The sequence below is a fragment of the Burkholderia sp. MSMB1826 genome (assembly GCF_001526325.1).
Taxonomy (GTDB): Bacteria; Pseudomonadota; Gammaproteobacteria; order Burkholderiales; family Burkholderiaceae; genus Burkholderia.
The window spans coordinates 94,535-111,716 of the sequence record NZ_LOYN01000033.1; the positions used below are offsets into that span (position 1 = coordinate 94,535).

Here is a 17,182-nt window from a genome sequence, read left to right on the forward strand (position 1 = left end):
AGGTGAGCTGATCGCGTTTCCGAAACAACCACGGCCATTGAGATGAGCATCGAGCGACGCGACGACCTGATCCGAGAAATCTGCTCCCTTCGCGACATACCCGATCCGGAGGCGATGCTAGAACATGGCATCTTGGAAATCGACGGCTTCGATATCGCCATCGATCATTTCGAGGAAGATCTGGACGCGCTGTATGTCACGTTCCAGTTTGGCGTTGTCACAGCTGGCCGTACTCTGCGCGTGTTCAGGTTGCTGCTGGAAGCGAATCTCGCCGTCTACGCGCAGGATCAGGCCCAACTCGGATTGGAAGTGGACACCGGTGGCATCGTGCTGATCGTACGCGTTGCACTGTGTGATGAGATCACGGGTCAGTGGATGCTCGAACTGATTGAACATTACGTCGAGCATGGTCGTTATTGGCGCGACAATATCTTCGCGGCACGTGACGATCTGTTCGAGAATCTTGCACGTGGAGACTATGTGTGGATCCGTGCGTGAACATAATTTTTGGAGAATCAGATGACTAAGATCGGTAGCAATCGTGGCAGCGCCTCGGACCATCCGTCAACCCACGAGACCGAGAACAAGGACAAAAAGAAGGATGGCAGCAGCAACCAGGGGGGGAGCCAGGGCGACATGGATGCGGCCGTGAACGCGTTTGCTCAGCAGCTGATGATGCAGATTTTCCAGGATCAGCAGACTCGTGATGCGGAAGATCGAGAAGACGACCCCGACGCAGCATGAATGTGTGAGCAAGTGAGCCTGTCGGACGCTGCACATGACAGGCTCACTGCATTTGCGCCGTACTATAGGAGCCTGTCCACGTTTTTTGAGCGGCCACGATGAGAATCGCGTTGTCTTCTTTCCCGAAAACGATCGTTATCTGAAAAGGATCACGAGCTAATTCAATGTCAATCTTCATTAAATGTCAGGGCCCAGGGCGTAGAACGGAATCAACTGATCTCAGGCCCCACGCCAGAATACGGCGGTCGGGGGTGTTTTGTGCCCCACGGGCTCGTATCGAGCGCATCTAATGTCACGGCAGCGGCTTCGGGAGACCGCGGCCCTGAGACCTCCTTGGGCACCTCAGCGACCGATTTCCTGCCTTTCCAACTGGTGAAGCCCAGCGAATTCCGGACCAGATGCACGATGCGGGTCTGGACCGTTGTTTCCGGGAATACGGTGTTGATCGCTTCCGCGAAGCCCTTCAAGCCTTCCGACCACGGCCATCAGGACGTCCTGCACGCCGCGCAGCTTCAGGTCGTTGACCACCCGCAGCCAGGAGTTGGCACCCTCGGTAAGCTCGATCCGAAGGCCGAGCACCTCGCGTGTGCCGTCGCGGCGCACGCCCAGCACGAGGTAGATCGCCTTGTTGCGGATCTTGACGCATAAGGCGTCAAATAACACGAATCGAATTCGTCGTCTCGGGCGGCCCTGCTGCCATTCACGGACTTCGTCGATCGCCGCGTCGGTCACAGTGCTGATGAAGTCCGGCGCTACTTCGACGCCGTGCCTCTCCAGCAGGAAACCCCGAATCTCCCGCACGCTCACGCCGCATGCGTACATCGCGATGATCGTGTCGTCGAAGCCAGTGAAGCCGTCGCTCGCCCTTGGCAATCAGCACCGGATCGAAGGTGCCTTCACGATCGCGAGGATGTCGATCCGGTCGGTCCACGATCGGCGATGATCGGTTCGGCCGTTGGCACCGTTACGCTCGTTGGTCTAGCCAAGCGTTTTTAGCTAGCCCGGAGAATAGCCTTGATGCACGCTCATCTCGGCACCGATCGACCGCTCGATGATCGCCTTGTTCGTTTGCATCGACTAGTGCACCTCCGTCAGCGCCATCGAGCCCTTGATCAACTGGTCCAGCAGTTTCTTTGGCAGTTCAGGCAGCGGCCTTTGAGCCGCTGTCCAGGACACTAAAGTTTCTTCGTTGGCATACCATTGCTTTACACCTCGTGATATGCCTTGCCCACAAATACGCCGAACAGGTGTTACCCTCACCGCCTCACCAAGTAAGGTTGCCTCGCTGAAGCGGTACTCAAGCGTTATTCAATGCGGCATCTTCCTGGCTCGCGAGAGCAGTCAAAAACCCAGCTTGCCCGCCATGCAGAACGCTAGTCAGCGGCGTCTGCTGGGCTTCGCGAATGCAATCCGTCTCGCCCGCCACGCTCAACTCGAGATCGGCTTGCAGCGCCGGGAATTCAGCCCCCGGGGTGGCATCGAGTTTCGATTGTACTGACTTGGCAACATCAAGTTTGTAGCCGAGCGCATATACCGTCTTCAGGTTCAAGTCTATGGTACGCGCCAGATCTAGCTTCTTGCGAAGTTTATAGATATGCTGCTCAAGGGTGCGCGCCGCGATCTGCTCCGTCGCACCCCAGACACTCGCCGCAATCTGTGCCCGGCTAAAAAACTTCCCCGGGTTCGAGAAAAACAACCATGCGATGGCGAATTCTCGCGCCGTCAACGGAATATCGACCCCGTCTATCGTCGCACTACACGTATCTCTTTGCAGCAGATAGCGGCCAATTCTGATTTCGTGCGTCGATCTATCGTGCGCAATACGCTGCATGGCGAGGCGGGTGCGAAAGCGAATCTGTTCCATATCGAAACGGTTGACCACATCGGTTGCACCATTGTCGATCCAGCGCAACAGATTCGACCAATTGGACTCGTTGGTCAGCACGACCACCGGTGTACATACGTCGGCATTGCAACTACGCCAGGACAGCAACGCGCTGGTTGCCATCGATTCGCTTTTCGAATCGATCAGTACGACGTCATAGCGGTTGGCACGCGTTGAACGCAATAGATCTAGCTCACACGAAAAATGCTCGACGAAAATACCGTCCGTGGCAAGCAACTCGGTGAGATTGCGTCGGAGCATCCGATCGTCTGTCGCAATTGCAAAAAGGAGGTCATTATTCACGGCAATTCTCATCCAGATAAGTGACAACGCTTCGATTTACGGCCGACATCCTCCGACGGTGGCGGCGACACAGTGATACATCTTGTTGTCCGGTCACTCGTTTGTTGTTGTGTCGGCAATATCGGCGATCCGATGCGGAAACGAAGGCCTCTTTCGCTCCACACTCGTCGTTGACTTTGTCGAGTGATATCTCTCTACCCGTTAGTGCTTCGCGGATAAGCAACAGATGCACGACGCCCGCAAATATTGCTATCCGCCGATCGGCACGCTGCCCCACCGAGAAAAGCTTCTTCGCCCAAAGTTCGCCATTTCCATGCATCATCATCCCAACATAGGCTAACTAATAGATTAGCTCACACCCGAAAAACATTCTTCGAGGCAAATGGGTGTGACAATTGCGTGATAGTTTTCTGACAATTTGCAAGGAATCACTCGCGGTTCCCATGCAAGTGATTGGTTGCGGCCACCTGAACGCAACTGAATTCGCGCGCGCCTCCAATCTTTCGGTTGTTTCCTCACTATCAACGTGCAGTCCGATCAGAATTTCATCATTCAGCCAGATCATCGAGGAAGTTACTCGTGCAGCACACACTTCATCGTTCGCCATTCGCGATTGCCGTCTACCTATTCACTGCCTTGCTGACACAGACCGCACGAGCAGATTGCTTCGACGACGCAGCTACTTATCAACACGTCAATCCAATGGTTCTGCGTGCCATAGCCTGGCAGGAGTCTCACAACCATCCCGATGCCACGCACCTCAACGCAAACGGCTCGTTCGACTACGGTGTAATGCAGATCAACTCGATCCATCTGCGAGAGCTCGCGCGCTATCACATCAACCGCGATACGCTAATGGAGCCATGCAAGAACGTGTATATCGCGGCATGGCACCTCCACGGCAAGATGGAGAAGTATGGCAACACTTGGGCAGCAATCGGCTCCTATCACTCGGAGACGCCGGCAGAACGCGATCTGTACGCGCGTCATATCGCGGCCATCCTCCGTAGTTGGCGTGCGCTGTCGGCACCCTCACCGAGTCAGCCTGATCAGTCGACGGCCCGCCTGCTACCAATTACGAAAAAATGATTTGCGCAGACACTGTGCGACTAAGTCACCGTTCTTGTGGCAATGCAAGTATGGGACAGTCAAGCATAGGTGACCACGTCGGGGTGCTGTTCGATCGCGCCGCTGCAAGCAATGCGGCCACGTTTATCGAGGTCAAAGCCCTAGCATTCGCGTCTTGAGCTTTTTTCAGTGTGTGACAAGCATAGAGCAAGCCTATCGACATGAATCCGAGCTACACGGTCAGCATAGCTCGAGGTGCCGGTGTCGGGTCGAAGACTCCTCGGGCTCGATCCCAGTCAATTGGCACATGAACCGGCTGATCGCGCCAAAGTTACTAGGTATCCTGCTCGTCGATCGGCTCTCTTAACGAGGCTTGCGCCGCAGAAAACGCACAATTTGCTGTCACACCCGAGACCACTGTGGACCGACTCTTGCATCAAGCGCGCAGTGGTCGGCGCGACACGCATAGCGGACTCGGGCGGGTGAAACGCGCTTGATGGCAAAGCATGACATGCCGCCGGCGTATACGAGTGGTGGATGTCGTCATCTTGCCGCTCACATTGCCCCTTCCGGACAAGGGCGACGAAGCGCAGTAATCGCACGGCAAGCGTTTATCACGCGAACATGCTGTGGGGTCGGTCCACTCGTTTGGTCAAGCAGCGTCCCTATTGACTGCGCGTCGAGGCCCGGCTGTAGCCCGAGCAGCAATGCGATCGTGCCTGTCACGTTGGCTGCCGCGAACGACGAACCCGAAACGAAGTCGTAATGCCCGCCCGGCGTGAGCGTTAGGATATCCCGACCTGGCGCAAAGAGCACGGCGGCCGCGTTCGGTTTCGCCGCCGTGACGCTACCCGGAGCGCGCGCGGAATCGACCGCGATCACACCGGGCACACCGACGGGAAACGCCTTCATATCACCATCCGGCAGCACGGCACCGACCACGATTACTCCCTTCTTCACCGACAACTCGATCAGTTGTTTCAGGAGTGGATCGGCGGGACCGCCAAGGCTAAGATTAATGATTTGCGCATGATCATCGAGCGCCGCCTGAATCGCCTCGGCCAGCGTAAATGAATTGCATACCGAACGCCCCCTGTGTTTGCTGCTCTGCCAGCACGCCTTGACTGCGATTAGTTTCGCGTGTGGCGATACGCCTTCAATACCACTTGGCTTAACGCCGCTGTCCCCTGCGCGATTAGCCGCAATGACGCCCGCAACCGCCGTGCCGTGCAGATCCCTATTGAATTGATCCCAATCTTCATCGACAAAATTTCGGATTGCGACAACCCGCCCGCTCAAATCCGGGTGCATGGTGTCCAAGCCTGTGTCGATCACCGCCACGCGTACGGCATCACCTCGCGCGACTTGATGTGCAGCGTCCGCGCCGATCTCCCGGAAACTCTGCTGCAAATCAGCGTAATCGCGGCTACGCGCCGCGTCCGCGAGCAGTTCGAAAGTCTGCAACGGCTGCGCGAGCCGCACGCGTGGATCGGTGGAGAGTCGCGCAAGCAGTTCGTCACGCTGAGCATCGTCAGCGATTTCGAGCATTGCGCAATGCACCTTTAGTGACGGAATCGGCCACGACGATACTATTCTCAAACGATATTGAGCAGCAAGCGCAGCAATCTGCGCCCGGGCGCTACCGCCAGGTACGTAGCCAGCCGCAGCACCGTAGCCGGCCGCCGTGGTGCCCGCCCGCAACATCAGAGTTTCCGGTGAATTGACGACCGCCAGCACGATCATGCGCTCTGGCCGCGTCTTCATCTGCTGCGCGGCGATGGATGGATCCGGCGTGGCGGGAAGCACAGCACATCCGGATGCCTCCAGCAGCATGCTGATAGCAAGTACCAACGCAGCCAGAAGCCGACACCGCGCCGCTGAAGCGGCATAGTCAAGCTGACGAAAGACGCAATGCGGGACAGAGGCCATAGCCATTTGGCTCAGATTAATCCTGGAATAGCCGTAAGTGCGCATCGTGCCAACAAAAGTTACAGCGCGCTTCAAAAATGCCAGATTGCATCAGCGATCCACCGATTCGATGCGCGACTGCCGAACGCTCCCTTGGCGCCGCCGTTTGTCGCTATATAGACGACGTCGAACTGCAGCGAACGATACTGCCAGGTCAGCCCAATATTGCCGTAAATGTAACCAAGACCCAGCACCGTATGCAGGTCGTAATAGCCAATTCCGGCTGTGCCCGTCCAGCCGTGCGTGAGCGGTAGACGCCCAACCAAATCGTACGATACCGCCTTTGAACTGGGCGACGGACCGAGGCTCGTGTTCGGAGACCAGGCGATCGACACAAACAAGAGGTCGCGCCAACCCGCTGTCAGCACGACCTCGTCGTAAGAGGAGCGCGCAGCGGACGGACCGCGGAGGAACTGATAGTGCGACAGCATGGCTTGCGTACTCCAGTCGCTGGCAAGACGCCACCCATAACCGGCGTTGGCGACCACCTCTGCACCTGTAGCTGTCGATTGGCCATTCAACCTGAAAGAGGATACGGAACCGCCAGCAAAAAAACCATTTCCCGGATACCAGTTCGCGGCAACGTTCACTGATGGCTGGTGATAGCTGATGTCGATGCCACGCGTGATCTTGTCAGTGGCGAGGCCGATCTCGTATTGCCAATCCTCGCTTGCCGCGAGCACGTCTTGCGATAGAAAAAACAGGCCGTGTACTGCACTAAAAGCAACGGACAGCGCCATGCGCTGCAGGTTGCGACAGACCGGACCGACGAATGAGCACGCACCGTTGCAATGCGCAGTTAAACCACATCTCAACGTCATTTTGTTGTTCGGGTATCCGGTGGATCAAAAACAAAACAACAGCATCATTCGTAGCAATCAGCAGGCACCGACCCGCGCTACAACGCGGGAGAATCTTCGTTGATCATTTAGCCGATCACCGAACGCGAGAAAAGCGTGCTGGGCTTGTCAGGGGCCGCCGGAACCCTCGTCGACTGGCTCCGCAAATCGCACGCCCGGTGCGGCGCGCAACACGGCCAACTGCTTTGCGACATCGCCTGGCGCGACAACCGGCCCCAGCGAATAAACGCCGCTTTCGCTTGGCCCCCCCACTATTTGCAAATGCAGCGGCAGCAGCAGCGCCTGAAGCTGGCCGAACGTCATGGCAGTATCGGCGACCAGCCGGATCGTCGCGCGGGGGGGGCCTGATTCCGTCTCCGACAGGGTGCGATAGCTCACCGGTGATCGATCCGCGGGACGGTCGATGCCAAGTGTCACTAGTGCACCGGCCTCGAGCAGTACCAACGCGGCGAATGCGCACGCGAGCGCGGTCATGTGGCCGCGGGCAGGTGCTGGCGTGCCGCTGCGAGCGGTGCGCTGCTCCCCCTCTTCGAAGCGCTGCCACAAACGCGCAAGACCGAGTTCGAGATCCGGTCCGGCATACTCCCGTGCCCCCATCGCGTCGTGCAGCTTCCGTTGAGCCCCTAACTCGGCGCGGCATCGATGGCAGTCGCGCACATGGACCTCAACCAGCACACGTTCGGCGTCCGACGCCCGACCATTGACGATCCACGGTAACAATTCCCATACATCCAGGTGAGCCCGTTCGCTCCCAGCTGGATTGCTCATTGACCACTCCTATCGTCTCCGGCGAGAGCCGGCAACCTATTGCGCAGCTTGACACGCGCATGGAACATCCTGGCCTTCACGGTACTGACAGGGCTTTTCGTAATCTCTGCAATCTCCTCCAGAGAATGGCCCATTACATAAGCCAGCTCCATCACGATCCGCTGCTCCGGAGTGAGGCTCATCATGCCCTTGTGTAACCAGTCGGCGGTTTCATGGTCGGTGAAAGGCTCAGTGAACAGCCGATCACCACCAAACTCACATGAGCCGGCTACCAAACCGTTGCTCCGCAGCGCCTTCAGAGTGACGCGATAAGCAACGCCCATGAGCCAAGTCGATACTTGCGACTGACCACGAAATTCGCCGGCCTTGCGCCATACGATCATGAAGGTGTCGTTAATGACTTCCTCGATTACATCGTCGCGCCGTGTCAATCGACCCAAAAATCGGACCAGTCGGCGATGATACTGGCGATATAGTTCTTCCAGCGCGGACTTGTCAGCTACCGCGATGCGCCGCAAAAGCGCGGCATCATCTGCGTCGAAGCTGCGGGTGTCAAGCATGACGTTACCAGAGACAATCGGTTCCGGGGGCATATTGCTCGGCTGGCGATCCGCCAGAAGGTCAGAACGACCATGAGTTGCCCCAGAAGCGGAAAAAGTTGCGCGCAACGAAAAAAATCCTCATGCCCCTATACTCGACCCCGCTATGTTTTGCACGTGGGAGACCCTCCTTTCAAGCCCGAGCCGCCATTTGGCTGCACATCTGCCCGCTTGTGGGTGCCCCGGGAGAAGCGGAGGCCGGAGCTGGCGAGCCCTATCTATTCTCCAGGTCAACGTTGCAGTCATACGCGGACAGCATCGTGTCCCCGATCTTCTTCAAGGACGTATCTTCTTCAAGGACGTAAATGGCTTGTACGCAGGGGGGCAACACCGGTTTCGAACGCTTTCTCGGTCTCGACCGAGGTGATTCATCGGTAACGCATATCGTTCGGCCCTACGCGCATTGCGTGACCAGCGCCACTCGCAATTTTAGGCCCTGGACATTGACAATTCCGATACGTAGCTCAGTACTGGTACGAAAACGAACTTCCCGGCCTGTTGGAAAAAGCGCTTGACCTATTGCCCGTCGAGCAACGGCTCGTGATAACACTCGCGTATGTGCTCGGTCATTCCGTCGCTGAGATCGCGCAGATTACCGGTCGGCCGGTGACTAGAGTCAAGGTGCGTATGCACCGGGCACGCTGCAAGTCGCGTGAAACATTGGAAGCGCTCGGGCGAGCGAAGAGAACTTGAAGTGGAGTTCCCAGGATTTCGTGGAAAGTGGGGGTATCCGGAATTTCGTGTGTGAGGCGGGTTGAGATTCAGACTCCAATGTTGAATCGTTCCGGATAAAGCAGTGCGAACTGCGTCATCGCACTCTTCCAATCGTGCCGGGAGCCGGTCCATTTAGCTACGACGTTGCGTAGCGCCAGCCAGATCAGTTTGAGCGCAGCCTCGCCCGACGGGAAGTGGCCGCGCGCCTTAATGATCTTCCGAAGCTGCATGTGCAACGACTCGATCGCATTGGTCGTATGTAAGCGTGTCCCCAGCACCGTCTCGACGATGTGAAAGGAAGTTGCCAGAGTAGTCCCCACCAAAGTAGTGGGGACCAAAGTGGCAACAGATACGCCGAAGAGAACTTCACGCAAAGGCATTCCGAATCACCCGATCGAATTTCGACGGCATCTGGCCAAGCTGGCCTGCGAGCCGGACGTATCGGTGGCGCGTCTGGCGATGGAGCATGGGGTGAATCCGAACCTGGTGTTCAAATGGCGTCGAGCATTGCGTGCCGGCGAATACGATCCGGTGGACTTGCTGCCCGTGACCGTGGAGGCACCGGCGCAAGAGATCGAGCAACCGGCCCCGGCGCCGGTCGCCAGTGCCGCTCCGGCGGGCGCCATCGAGATCAGCGTAGGCAACACCCGAGTGCGCATCGAAGGCTCGCCGCATGAAGCCACGCTGTTGCTGGTGCTCCGTATGTTGCGCGGCACGTCGGGACCGACAGCATGATCGGACTACCCAGCCACTCGAAGATCTGGCTGGCCGCCGGCGTGACCGACATGCGCTCGGGCTTCAATAGCTTGGCCGCGAAGGTCCAGACCGTGCTGGAGCGAGACCCGTTCAGCGGCCACGTGTTCGTGTTCCGCGGCAAGCGTGGCGGTCTGGTCAAAGTGTTGTGGTGGAGCGGCGACGGCATGTGTCTGCTGATGAAACGTCGGGAGCGCGGTCGGTTCGTGTGGCCACGTGCCGATGGTGGCGTGGTGTGCCTGAGCCAGGCGCAACTGTCGATGCTGCTCGAAGGTATCGACTGGCGGCAGCCTGTACGCACGGCGGAGCCGACATCGGCGTTGTAAACCTGCCGGCCGCCGCGTAGACTGCCGGCATGACCACGGCAAACGTCTATCCGGACGACATCGAAGCGCTCAAGGCCATGCTGCTTGAGCGCGATGCGCGCATTGGGCATCTGAAAGATGTTGTCGAATCGCACAAGGCGGCGAACGCTACTGCCAAGGCCGAGATCGAGCATCTGAAGCTGCTGATCGCGAAACTGCGCCACATGCAGTTCGGCCGGAGCTCCGAGAAGCTCGACCGTCAGATCGAGCAGCTCGAGTTGCAACTGGAAGAGCTCGAGGCCGACGAAGGCGCTGCCCCCATCGAGATTCCGAAGACGCCGCGTATCGCACCGGAACAAGCGCCGAGCAAACCGCTCCCCGAGCATCTGCCACGCGAGATCCTGACGTACTGGCCGGAATCGGGCAAAACCTGCACGGCGTGCGGCGGTGCCATGAAGCAACTCGGCGAGGACATCTCCGAGCAGCTGGAATATGTACCGGCCAGCTTCCGCGTGATCCGCCATGTGCGCCCGAAACTGGCATGCACGTGCTGCGACCACATTACACAACCTGCTGCGCCGAGCCGCCCCATCGAGCGTGGCCTGCCTGGCCCGGGCTTGCTGGCCCATGTGCTGGTCTCGAAGTTCGCGGACCATCTGCCGCTGTACCGCCAGTCGGCGATCTATGCGCGCGAGGGTGTCGATCTGGATCGCTCGTTGCTGGCGAAATGGGTGGGTCATGGCGCGAGCCTGATGCAACCGCTGGTCGACGCCTTACGCCGGCACGTCATGGCAGCCACCAAACTGCATGCCGACGATACGCCAGTGCCTGTGCTCGCGCCAGGCAATGGCAAGACGAAAACCGGACGGCTGTGGGTCTACGTGCGCGACGATCGGAACTCGGGCGACATGACGCCGCCGGCCGTCTGGTTCGCCTATACGGCCGACCGCAAGGGCGTCCATCCGCAGCAGCATCTCGAATCGTTCAACGGCACGCTTCAGGCGGATGCCTACGGCGGATATCAGGCGATTTACGAAACCGGGCGGGTAACCGAAGCAGCTTGCTGGGCACATGCTCGGCGACAGTTCTACGAACTGCACGCCGCACGCCCGAATGCCTTGAACACCGAGGCGCTCGAGCGTATCGGCGCGTTGTACAAGATCGAGGAAGCGATCCGGGGCAAGCCGCCCGATGAGCGACAGGCGTACCGGCAAACACATAGCAGGCCCTTGCTCGATCAGCTCCATGCGTGGCTGAGTGCCACGCTGGAAACGCTCTCGCGCAAATCCGACACGAGTCGGGCGATTCTCTATGCGCTGAACCGGTGGGAAGCGCTCACACGCTACTGTGACGACGGGCGTCTGGAAATCGATAACCTGCCAGTTGAGCGCGCGTTGCGCGGAGTGGCAATCGGGCGCCGGAACTACCTGTTCGCCGGTGCGGACTCAGGTGGCGAGCGTGCGGCGGCGATCTACAGTCTGATCGGTACGGCCAAGCTCAACGGCATCGATCCTGGGGCGTATCTGCGCACCGTGCTCACGCGCATTGCAGGCCATCCGATCAACCGGGTCGAGGACCTGCTGCCCTGGAACATGACCACCCTGGCATCGTAAGGCGATAATGCCGCTGGCTTCCCGTTCACCCGGAGATCAGATGGCGAAATCGTTCCAGCGCTTTACCCTGCACGTGCAGCTTCAACACATCGAGCCGCCCATCTGGCGCAGGATCGAGGTCGAAGGAACCGAGTCGCTGCGCAAGCTGCACCATATCCTGCTGGCGGCCTTCGGCTGGGAAGACACCCACCTGCACGACTTCCTGATCGACGGCATGACCTACGCCATGTTCGAGGTCGACGACGTGCTGGACTTCGCCGACCCGGGCACGAGCGCCGATGACCGGAAGGTTCGACTGCAGAAGGGCCGGCGGTGCCCGATAGACCTCTGTGAGCTCCGCTGCGACCGATTTCGTGCCCTTCCAGCTGGCGAAGTCCAGAAAGTTCCGGATCAGATGAACGATGCACGCCTGGATCGTCGTTTCCGGGAACACCGTGGTGATCGCTTCCGGGAAGCTCTTCACCGTCGACCACGCCGATCAGGACATCCTGCACGCCGCGTAGCTTAAGATCGTTCGCCACCCGCAGCCAGAACTTGGCCCCCTCGGTCTGCGCAATCCAAAGGCCCAACACGTCACTTGTGCCGTCGCGGCTCACGCCCAGCGCCGGGTAGATCGCCTTGTTGCGCACGACACCTTCGCGGGTCTTGACTCGCAAGGTGTCGAAGAACACGACCGGGTACATCCGCTCGAGCGGCCGCTGCTGGGAGCGTTGTAGCGGGCAAGCTTAAGCTGGACTTACCTATATCCGCCTTTCCGGCGCACTTGCCGGAATGCTCGAGGCCACTTGTCAACTCAGTTCGACGCGGCGAGAGAAGCGATCTATCGCCGCGAGATACAGATCGGGATCGGCGTGATAACCCATGCCCGGGGGGCCACTTGGCCGCGGAGGCGACGTCTCGAGGTCACCGTCTCTTGTGAGTCTGACGCCGTCGTAGTCACTCAAAGCTAGTTTGAGCCGTACAATGCCTGGCGACTTGAAGCCGAGGCCCTTCATGCGCCCCATCAAGCCTTTGCGAGGGGCCGCTGGATAGTCGAGCGTAACCGCAACGCCACGCGGTTTCGTATAGTCGTAGCCAAGCGTGCCGCCCTTCACGGCGTGGCGCAATTGTGCAAGATTGGGCAATTGCGGATCGAGAAGCACGAGCGGCGGTTGCTTCTGCAAGTTGACGCGGCTTAGCAGCGCCGCGGTGAAAAGTTGAGCACTGGCCCCGCCCATTGAGGCACCCGCGATGTGTTCGAATTCGACTCGATATCCCTCACGCTGTGCACGCTCAATATTCATTGCAACGATTTCTGCGGCATCGCGTACCGCGCCAAAAACCGTTCCAATACCACCCGCCACGCTGACGAGCGCCTGTCTTACGTCGCGCAAGTTCTCCGTTCCGCCGAAGAAAATTCTGAGTTTCACGTCACGCGTCCCGTTAGGTGCCGTAGAGCGTCGCTCCTCAAACTGAAGATGCGACACGCTCGAGGCATGCACCAGCTTTTCCTTCTCCTCGGGTGTTAGCGCGGTAAACAGCCAGGCATTACGGATGTTCGCCTCGTTGAAACGTCCCGGGGCAAGCCGTACACGCCGCGGCCTCGTCTGCGTGTGCTGCGCGAAGTGCTCTACGAATACCTGCGAGCTGTCGCCGTCCCTCATCCTAGCGGCGACCGAGTCGATCGAAATCCGTCGCATACCCATGCCTTGTCTGGGCACGGTAAGGTCAGCCATCAGTTTGGCCAGCGCCTTCACAGCCTTATAGTTGGCCGAATTCGGCTGCGATGCCAGGGACTGGGTACCTGAATCGCAGGATCGTTTAAAGTGAAGTTGCAACACCTGCTGCATCTCGCCGTCCTTGCCGCGCTGCTGACGCTCGGTAATGAAGCAGGAAGCTCGATTAGCTACTTCGATGAGTTGCTTTAGACGTTCGGGCGGCAGACCGCGGCCAAACTCCAACTGTGCGATAGAATTAGCAGTGGGCACAGACGGCCCCCGATAGACGCCGTCGCGCAGTATGCGTCCAAGCATTGCTATTTGCATATCGCGCTCATGCCGATCTGCGTGCACGGGCCCAAGTCCAAGTGCTTCGGTAATGGACGACAGTTTGTCGTCCTCAAGGTTGTAGGCCGACATCAGCACGTTGTCCATGCCGTTGATCTTTGGTCCTGAGGGCATTGTCCGAATGGAGCGCGGTCCTGCGGGATTCTGGTCAGCAGCAGGTGATGCGGTTTTGGATTTCGGTGCCTTGGTGACTTTTCCGAGCGTGCCCGGCGTTTTTTTGCGTGTCGAAGATGATATCCGTGATGGCACGCGCATGCCGGCTTTATTGCCGGAATCGACTATTGAGAGTTCATGCGCCGGCTTGCGCGGTTGTAGGCGCGCCATATGTGCGAACGTCTCCGGCGTCGGACGCTCCTGATGCATTAGTTCGCCTAGCGTCCTGTGCTGTTCCACCTCCAAGATCTCACCGCCGCCCGCGCCACGGTTTTTCAAGTGATTGGCTGGTGCGCGTCCGCGTCCGTCGGCAGTTGCGGCCGGTGGATGTGACGGCGATGCGAGGGACGCACCAAACTTCGACAACGCGAATTCGGCAGAGCGCACACGCGCACGTCGGTGAGTGTTATCGCCGCGCGTCGGATTCTCAGAATTCAAGCCTGAATCTGACATTGAGCGTAGATTAACTGCGGAATGGCTTTTCATAGCAGCTCCTGTGCGCGGCCTATTCGCAGACTACGGCGTCCGCGTCATGCACGCGCTGCACTTTCACCAAACTCATTACCCAGTCCCGGTATGTTTGTCGGGAAGTGGGACGGTGTCTTCTAGAACAAAGCTGGCATTCAAGGTTCGTTTGAGCGCCGACTTGAGAACGCGATTCAGCGTAAGTGTTCACCCATGGCGCTGTCGCGCGAGAATCTGTACGCCATAGTATTCGCGGAAATTTGAGCATCTGGCCGAACATTTTCGCAATACGATTCTGAACAGCGCGAATCGCAGTTGCATCGGACACTCCAGGCGTCACATTTGATTGGTCTCGGTATGACGGTGCGAGCACACGCCTCCGTACCGGATTCGCTCCTATACCGCCCTCTTTGACTTCATTGCTCGCCTCGTCGAGATGCGCTTGCGTGGAAGTGCGGTGACTTCTGCACAGGTACCCCCAGAAAGGCGCATTCTTCGTTGAAAAGCTGAAATTGCGTCCTTGGCGCAGCATGGTCTGTGGCCGGCAAACGCAACTCGAACAGATCGTCGTCGGAATCGGTCTCCGGACTAGCGTGAAAAGACTCTGTGGTGGCCTTCTTAGCCTTGACAATTGCGCTGCTCTTGCTCGTCGGCGGGGCTGGCGGAACTCGTTTCGGCACGGCTGTGTTCAATACCATTGCTTGCTCGCGAGTCAACTTCGTCACATCGCGATTAGCACCGATGCGTGGGGCATTGCCTTGTCGACGCTGCTGATTGATCCACTGAACAGCGTCCACAACAGGGGCTTCCTTAGAACTGGCAGCCATCGGTGCAGTTGCAAGCAAACGCCTCGCCAGTCGCGCCCCCATCGACCTAAGACTCGAAAGGAGTGCGCTCGCCGAACCGGAAAAGCGCGACTTCAAGCTTGGTCCGCCCGTGGCGCTGATGCCGCGCCCCGCGGTTTGCCGATCGGCGAAAGCAGTTGTAAGACTGCTGCTTCTGCTTTGGACTCGCATGACGTGACTCCAATGAAAGTTGGGGGAAGCAAGAGTCTCCCCTGATGCTCGCCAGAGAGCGCATCGGAAGGGAGACCGGTTGTTTGGTTGTTGAAGCTACGTAGTAAAATGACCTTATGGCAGCATGCGCCGAGCCATAATACGCAGTCAGCCCCACCGGCGAAGTAGTGCGCCTGCTAACGAAAGGTGACGGCATTGACAGGTCGAACCGCGTGCCACTTTCAAGAGGGCTATAGACGCACGGGCGCAGAGAGTTGAGGACGTGCCTGAGCATTCGCCCATTACAAGCGGAATCGGAAAGACCGATCCAGCCTCAACAAACGCTGCCCCGTACGCCGCTGTGTACCTGCTCGAATGCGATAGATGTAAATCCGTAACACGGGGGATTTCGGCCGGAAAAGTCTGATGATAGGTTCCCGACGTCGTATGTGAGTTTCTCGCCGGTTAGCAGTAAGACGGGCCTGTCAAAAATTTTGTGTTTAAGGCATAACATGCTCCCAAGGAGAGTTTATGCCTCGCAAACCGAAAGCCCAGCCGGCGACTCTGCCGGCGATTCCGGCCGAGTTGCTCGAGCAGTTCGGCAACGGTCCGATGACGGCCGAAGCCATCAACGCCGCGACGCTGGCGCTCAAGAAGGCGCTGATCGAACGGGCATTGGGCGGCGAGATGAACCATCATCTCGGCTACCCTCCCGGTGCTGCCAAGCCGGTCAACGCCACGAATCAGCGCAACGGCAAAGGGGCCAAGACGGTTCTGACCGAAGACGGTCCGATCCGTATCGAGGTGCCACGTGACCGCGATGGCAGCTTCGAACCCATCCTGATTCCCAAGCACGAACGGCGCTTCACGGGCTTCGACGACAAGATCGTTGCCATGTATGCCCGAGGCATGACCGTACGCGAGATTCAGGGCTTCTTGCTGGAACAGTACGGCACCGAGGTCTCGCCCGACTTCATCAGCTCGGTCACCGACGAGGTCATGGCCGAAGTAACCGCCTGGCAGGCCCGGCCGCTCGAGCCGATGTATCCGGTCGTGTTTTTCGACGCACTGCGCGTCAAGATTCGCGAAGACGCCGTCGTGCGCAACAAGGCGGTGTACCTGGCGCTGGGCGTGCTGCCCGACGGCACGCGGGAGATCCTGGGCCTCTGGATCGAGAATACCGAGGGTGCCAAATTCTGGATGAAGGTATTCAACGATCTGAAGACGCGCGGCGTTCACGACATCCTGATTGCCGTCACGGACGGGCTCAAGGGCATGCCCGAAGCGCTGGCCGCCGTGTTCCCGGCCACCACGCTGCAGACCTGCATCGTCCACCTCATCCGCAACAGCCTCGATTACGCCAGTTGGAAGGACCGCCGAGGCTTGGCCGCCGCGATCAAACCGATCTACGCCGCGCCCAGCGCGGAAGCCGCTCAGGCCGAACTCGATGCGTTTGCGGATGGCCCGTGGGGCCAGAAATTCCCGACCGTCAGCAGCGCGTGGCGCAACGCCTGGGATCGGGTGATCCCGTTCTTTGCGTTTCCGCCGGGTGTGCGCAAGATTATCTACACGACGGATGAAATGCACAAGTCCCGCACCGCGCTTCGCTCGTTCGCTATGTTCGCGCCTCAGGCCACCGTATCGGCGCGCTGTCTGATTTGGGGCGCGACTGCTTCCACCGGTTAAACAGTCTTTGATAAGTTCGCTCAGACTGCTCAGCCACGGCTCGCTCTTGCTGACGGACACTCTTCAGACTGTAGGCGGCAGCCGAACCTTTGCGCGAGCCATGCTGCGCCGGCATTCCAGCCTGCAGTTCCTGACCTGCCCCCTTCAATAGGGCCGATGGGCTTCTAGCAAAGTCCCTTTAAACCAGCTCCTGGAAAGCGGCGGGAGCATCCGCTGTTGCTCGGTGTTTCGCAGCAAACTCTGCTGGCGACAGGTAGT

17 protein-coding genes and 4 pseudogenes are annotated in these 17,182 nt (G+C 58.8%); 9 read left to right on the forward strand and 12 right to left on the reverse strand.

Going from position 1 to position 17,182, the window contains the following annotated elements; translation table 11 throughout:
- The first annotated feature begins 42 nt into the window (after nt 1-42).
- Both WS95_RS21800 and WS95_RS21805 read left to right on the forward strand, forming a co-directional pair.
- Complete coding sequence (locus WS95_RS21800) at nt 43-498, forward strand: CesT family type III secretion system chaperone (protein WP_059825833.1); 456 nt, start codon at nt 43-45, stop codon at nt 496-498.
- A 21-nt stretch (nt 499-519) separates the two neighbouring features.
- Nucleotides 520-744 (forward strand): hypothetical protein, encoded by a 225-nt coding sequence (locus tag WS95_RS21805; protein ID WP_059825836.1) that lies wholly within the window; start codon nt 520-522, stop codon nt 742-744.
- Between the two features lie 209 nt (nt 745-953).
- Here the strand turns inward: WS95_RS21805 and WS95_RS35850 are convergent, their stop codons facing one another.
- From WS95_RS35850 to WS95_RS21815, 3 genes are all read right to left on the reverse strand, one after another.
- Nucleotides 954-1,148: a hypothetical protein gene (locus tag WS95_RS35850; protein ID WP_373557162.1), complete on the reverse strand. Its 195-nt coding sequence runs from the start codon at nt 1,146-1,148 to the stop codon at nt 954-956.
- The gene (locus tag WS95_RS35855) at nt 1,087-1,617 is read right to left on the reverse strand and encodes an IS256 family transposase (protein WP_059825839.1); all 531 of its coding nucleotides are present in this window, start codon (nt 1,615-1,617) and stop codon (nt 1,087-1,089) included. The genes WS95_RS35850 and WS95_RS35855 overlap by 62 nt, the downstream gene beginning before the upstream one ends.
- Nucleotides 1,618-2,041: 424 nt before the next feature.
- Complete coding sequence (locus WS95_RS21815) at nt 2,042-2,932, reverse strand: response regulator transcription factor (protein ID WP_179950219.1); 891 nt, start codon at nt 2,930-2,932, stop codon at nt 2,042-2,044.
- A gap of 612 nt (nt 2,933-3,544) precedes the next feature.
- Between WS95_RS21815 and WS95_RS21820 the strand changes: the two genes are divergently transcribed.
- Entirely contained in the window at nt 3,545-4,021 is a 477-nt protein-coding gene (locus WS95_RS21820; RefSeq protein ID WP_059825875.1) for a lytic transglycosylase domain-containing protein, read from the forward strand.
- A gap of 534 nt (nt 4,022-4,555) precedes the next feature.
- Here the strand turns inward: WS95_RS21820 and WS95_RS33925 are convergent.
- From WS95_RS33925 to WS95_RS21840, 4 genes are all read right to left on the reverse strand, one after another.
- Complete coding sequence (locus tag WS95_RS33925; protein ID WP_082746989.1) at nt 4,556-5,974, reverse strand: S8 family peptidase; 1,419 nt, start codon at nt 5,972-5,974, stop codon at nt 4,556-4,558.
- 26 nt (nt 5,975-6,000) lie between these two features.
- On the reverse strand, nt 6,001-6,708 hold the full coding sequence (locus WS95_RS21830; RefSeq protein ID WP_059825846.1) for a TorF family putative porin: 708 nt from the start codon (nt 6,706-6,708) through the stop codon (nt 6,001-6,003).
- 228 nt (nt 6,709-6,936) lie between these two features.
- A complete protein-coding gene (locus WS95_RS21835; protein ID WP_156444559.1) occupies nt 6,937-7,596 on the reverse strand; it encodes a zf-HC2 domain-containing protein in 660 nt (219 codons plus the stop codon).
- Nucleotides 7,593-8,264 carry an RNA polymerase sigma factor gene (locus WS95_RS21840; RefSeq protein ID WP_257139926.1) on the reverse strand — a complete coding sequence of 224 codons (672 nt, stop codon included), beginning with the start codon at nt 8,262-8,264 and terminating at the stop codon, nt 7,593-7,595. The genes WS95_RS21835 and WS95_RS21840 overlap by 4 nt, the downstream gene beginning before the upstream one ends.
- A gap of 429 nt (nt 8,265-8,693) precedes the next feature.
- On the opposite strand from WS95_RS21840, the gene WS95_RS36145 reads away from it, so the two are divergent.
- On the forward strand, nt 8,694-8,888 hold the full coding sequence (locus WS95_RS36145; protein ID WP_179950220.1) for an RNA polymerase sigma factor: 195 nt from the start codon (nt 8,694-8,696) through the stop codon (nt 8,886-8,888).
- Nucleotides 8,889-8,956: 68 nt separating this feature from the next.
- Here the strand turns inward: WS95_RS36145 and WS95_RS36040 are convergent, their stop codons facing one another.
- Complete coding sequence (locus WS95_RS36040) at nt 8,957-9,289, reverse strand: transposase (RefSeq protein WP_306454120.1); 333 nt, start codon at nt 9,287-9,289, stop codon at nt 8,957-8,959.
- On the opposite strand from WS95_RS36040, the gene tnpA reads away from it, so the two are divergent.
- The 4 genes and pseudogenes from tnpA to WS95_RS35095 all read left to right on the forward strand — a co-directional run.
- The gene (tnpA, locus tag WS95_RS21850) at nt 9,237-9,644 is read left to right on the forward strand and encodes an IS66-like element accessory protein TnpA (protein ID WP_048984163.1); all 408 of its coding nucleotides are present in this window, start codon (nt 9,237-9,239) and stop codon (nt 9,642-9,644) included. The genes WS95_RS36040 and tnpA overlap by 53 nt on opposite strands.
- Complete coding sequence (gene tnpB, locus WS95_RS21855) at nt 9,641-9,988, forward strand: IS66 family insertion sequence element accessory protein TnpB (RefSeq protein ID WP_059825853.1); 348 nt, start codon at nt 9,641-9,643, stop codon at nt 9,986-9,988. Before tnpA ends, tnpB begins: the two co-directional genes overlap by 4 nt.
- Nucleotides 9,989-10,017: 29 nt before the next feature.
- Nucleotides 10,018-11,580, forward strand: coding sequence for an IS66 family transposase (tnpC, locus tag WS95_RS21860; protein WP_059825857.1), 1,563 nt, complete (start codon nt 10,018-10,020; stop codon nt 11,578-11,580).
- Between the two features lie 40 nt (nt 11,581-11,620).
- Nucleotides 11,621-11,884, forward strand: a pseudogene (locus WS95_RS35095) (plasmid pRiA4b ORF-3 family protein); the annotation flags it as partial.
- Here the strand turns inward: WS95_RS35095 and WS95_RS35100 are convergent.
- The 3 genes and pseudogenes from WS95_RS35100 to WS95_RS35105 all read right to left on the reverse strand — a co-directional run.
- Nucleotides 11,885-12,284 (reverse strand): annotated as a pseudogene (locus WS95_RS35100) (IS256 family transposase); the annotation flags it as partial.
- Between the two features lie 84 nt (nt 12,285-12,368).
- Nucleotides 12,369-14,264 carry a type III effector protein gene (locus WS95_RS21870; protein ID WP_156444560.1) on the reverse strand — a complete coding sequence of 632 codons (1,896 nt, stop codon included), beginning with the start codon at nt 14,262-14,264 and terminating at the stop codon, nt 12,369-12,371.
- Nucleotides 14,265-14,659: 395 nt separating this feature from the next.
- Entirely contained in the window at nt 14,660-15,259 is a 600-nt protein-coding gene (locus WS95_RS35105) for a hypothetical protein (protein WP_156444561.1), read from the reverse strand.
- A gap of 510 nt (nt 15,260-15,769) precedes the next feature.
- Here WS95_RS35105 and WS95_RS21875 point away from each other — a divergent pair.
- A pseudogene (locus WS95_RS21875) lies at nt 15,770-16,846 on the forward strand (IS256 family transposase); the annotation flags it as partial.
- A 7-nt stretch (nt 16,847-16,853) separates the two neighbouring features.
- Here WS95_RS21875 and WS95_RS36195 read toward each other — a convergent pair.
- Nucleotides 16,854-17,054 (reverse strand): annotated as a pseudogene (locus tag WS95_RS36195) (IS110 family transposase); the annotation flags it as partial.
- Between the last annotated feature and the right edge of the window lie 128 nt (nt 17,055-17,182).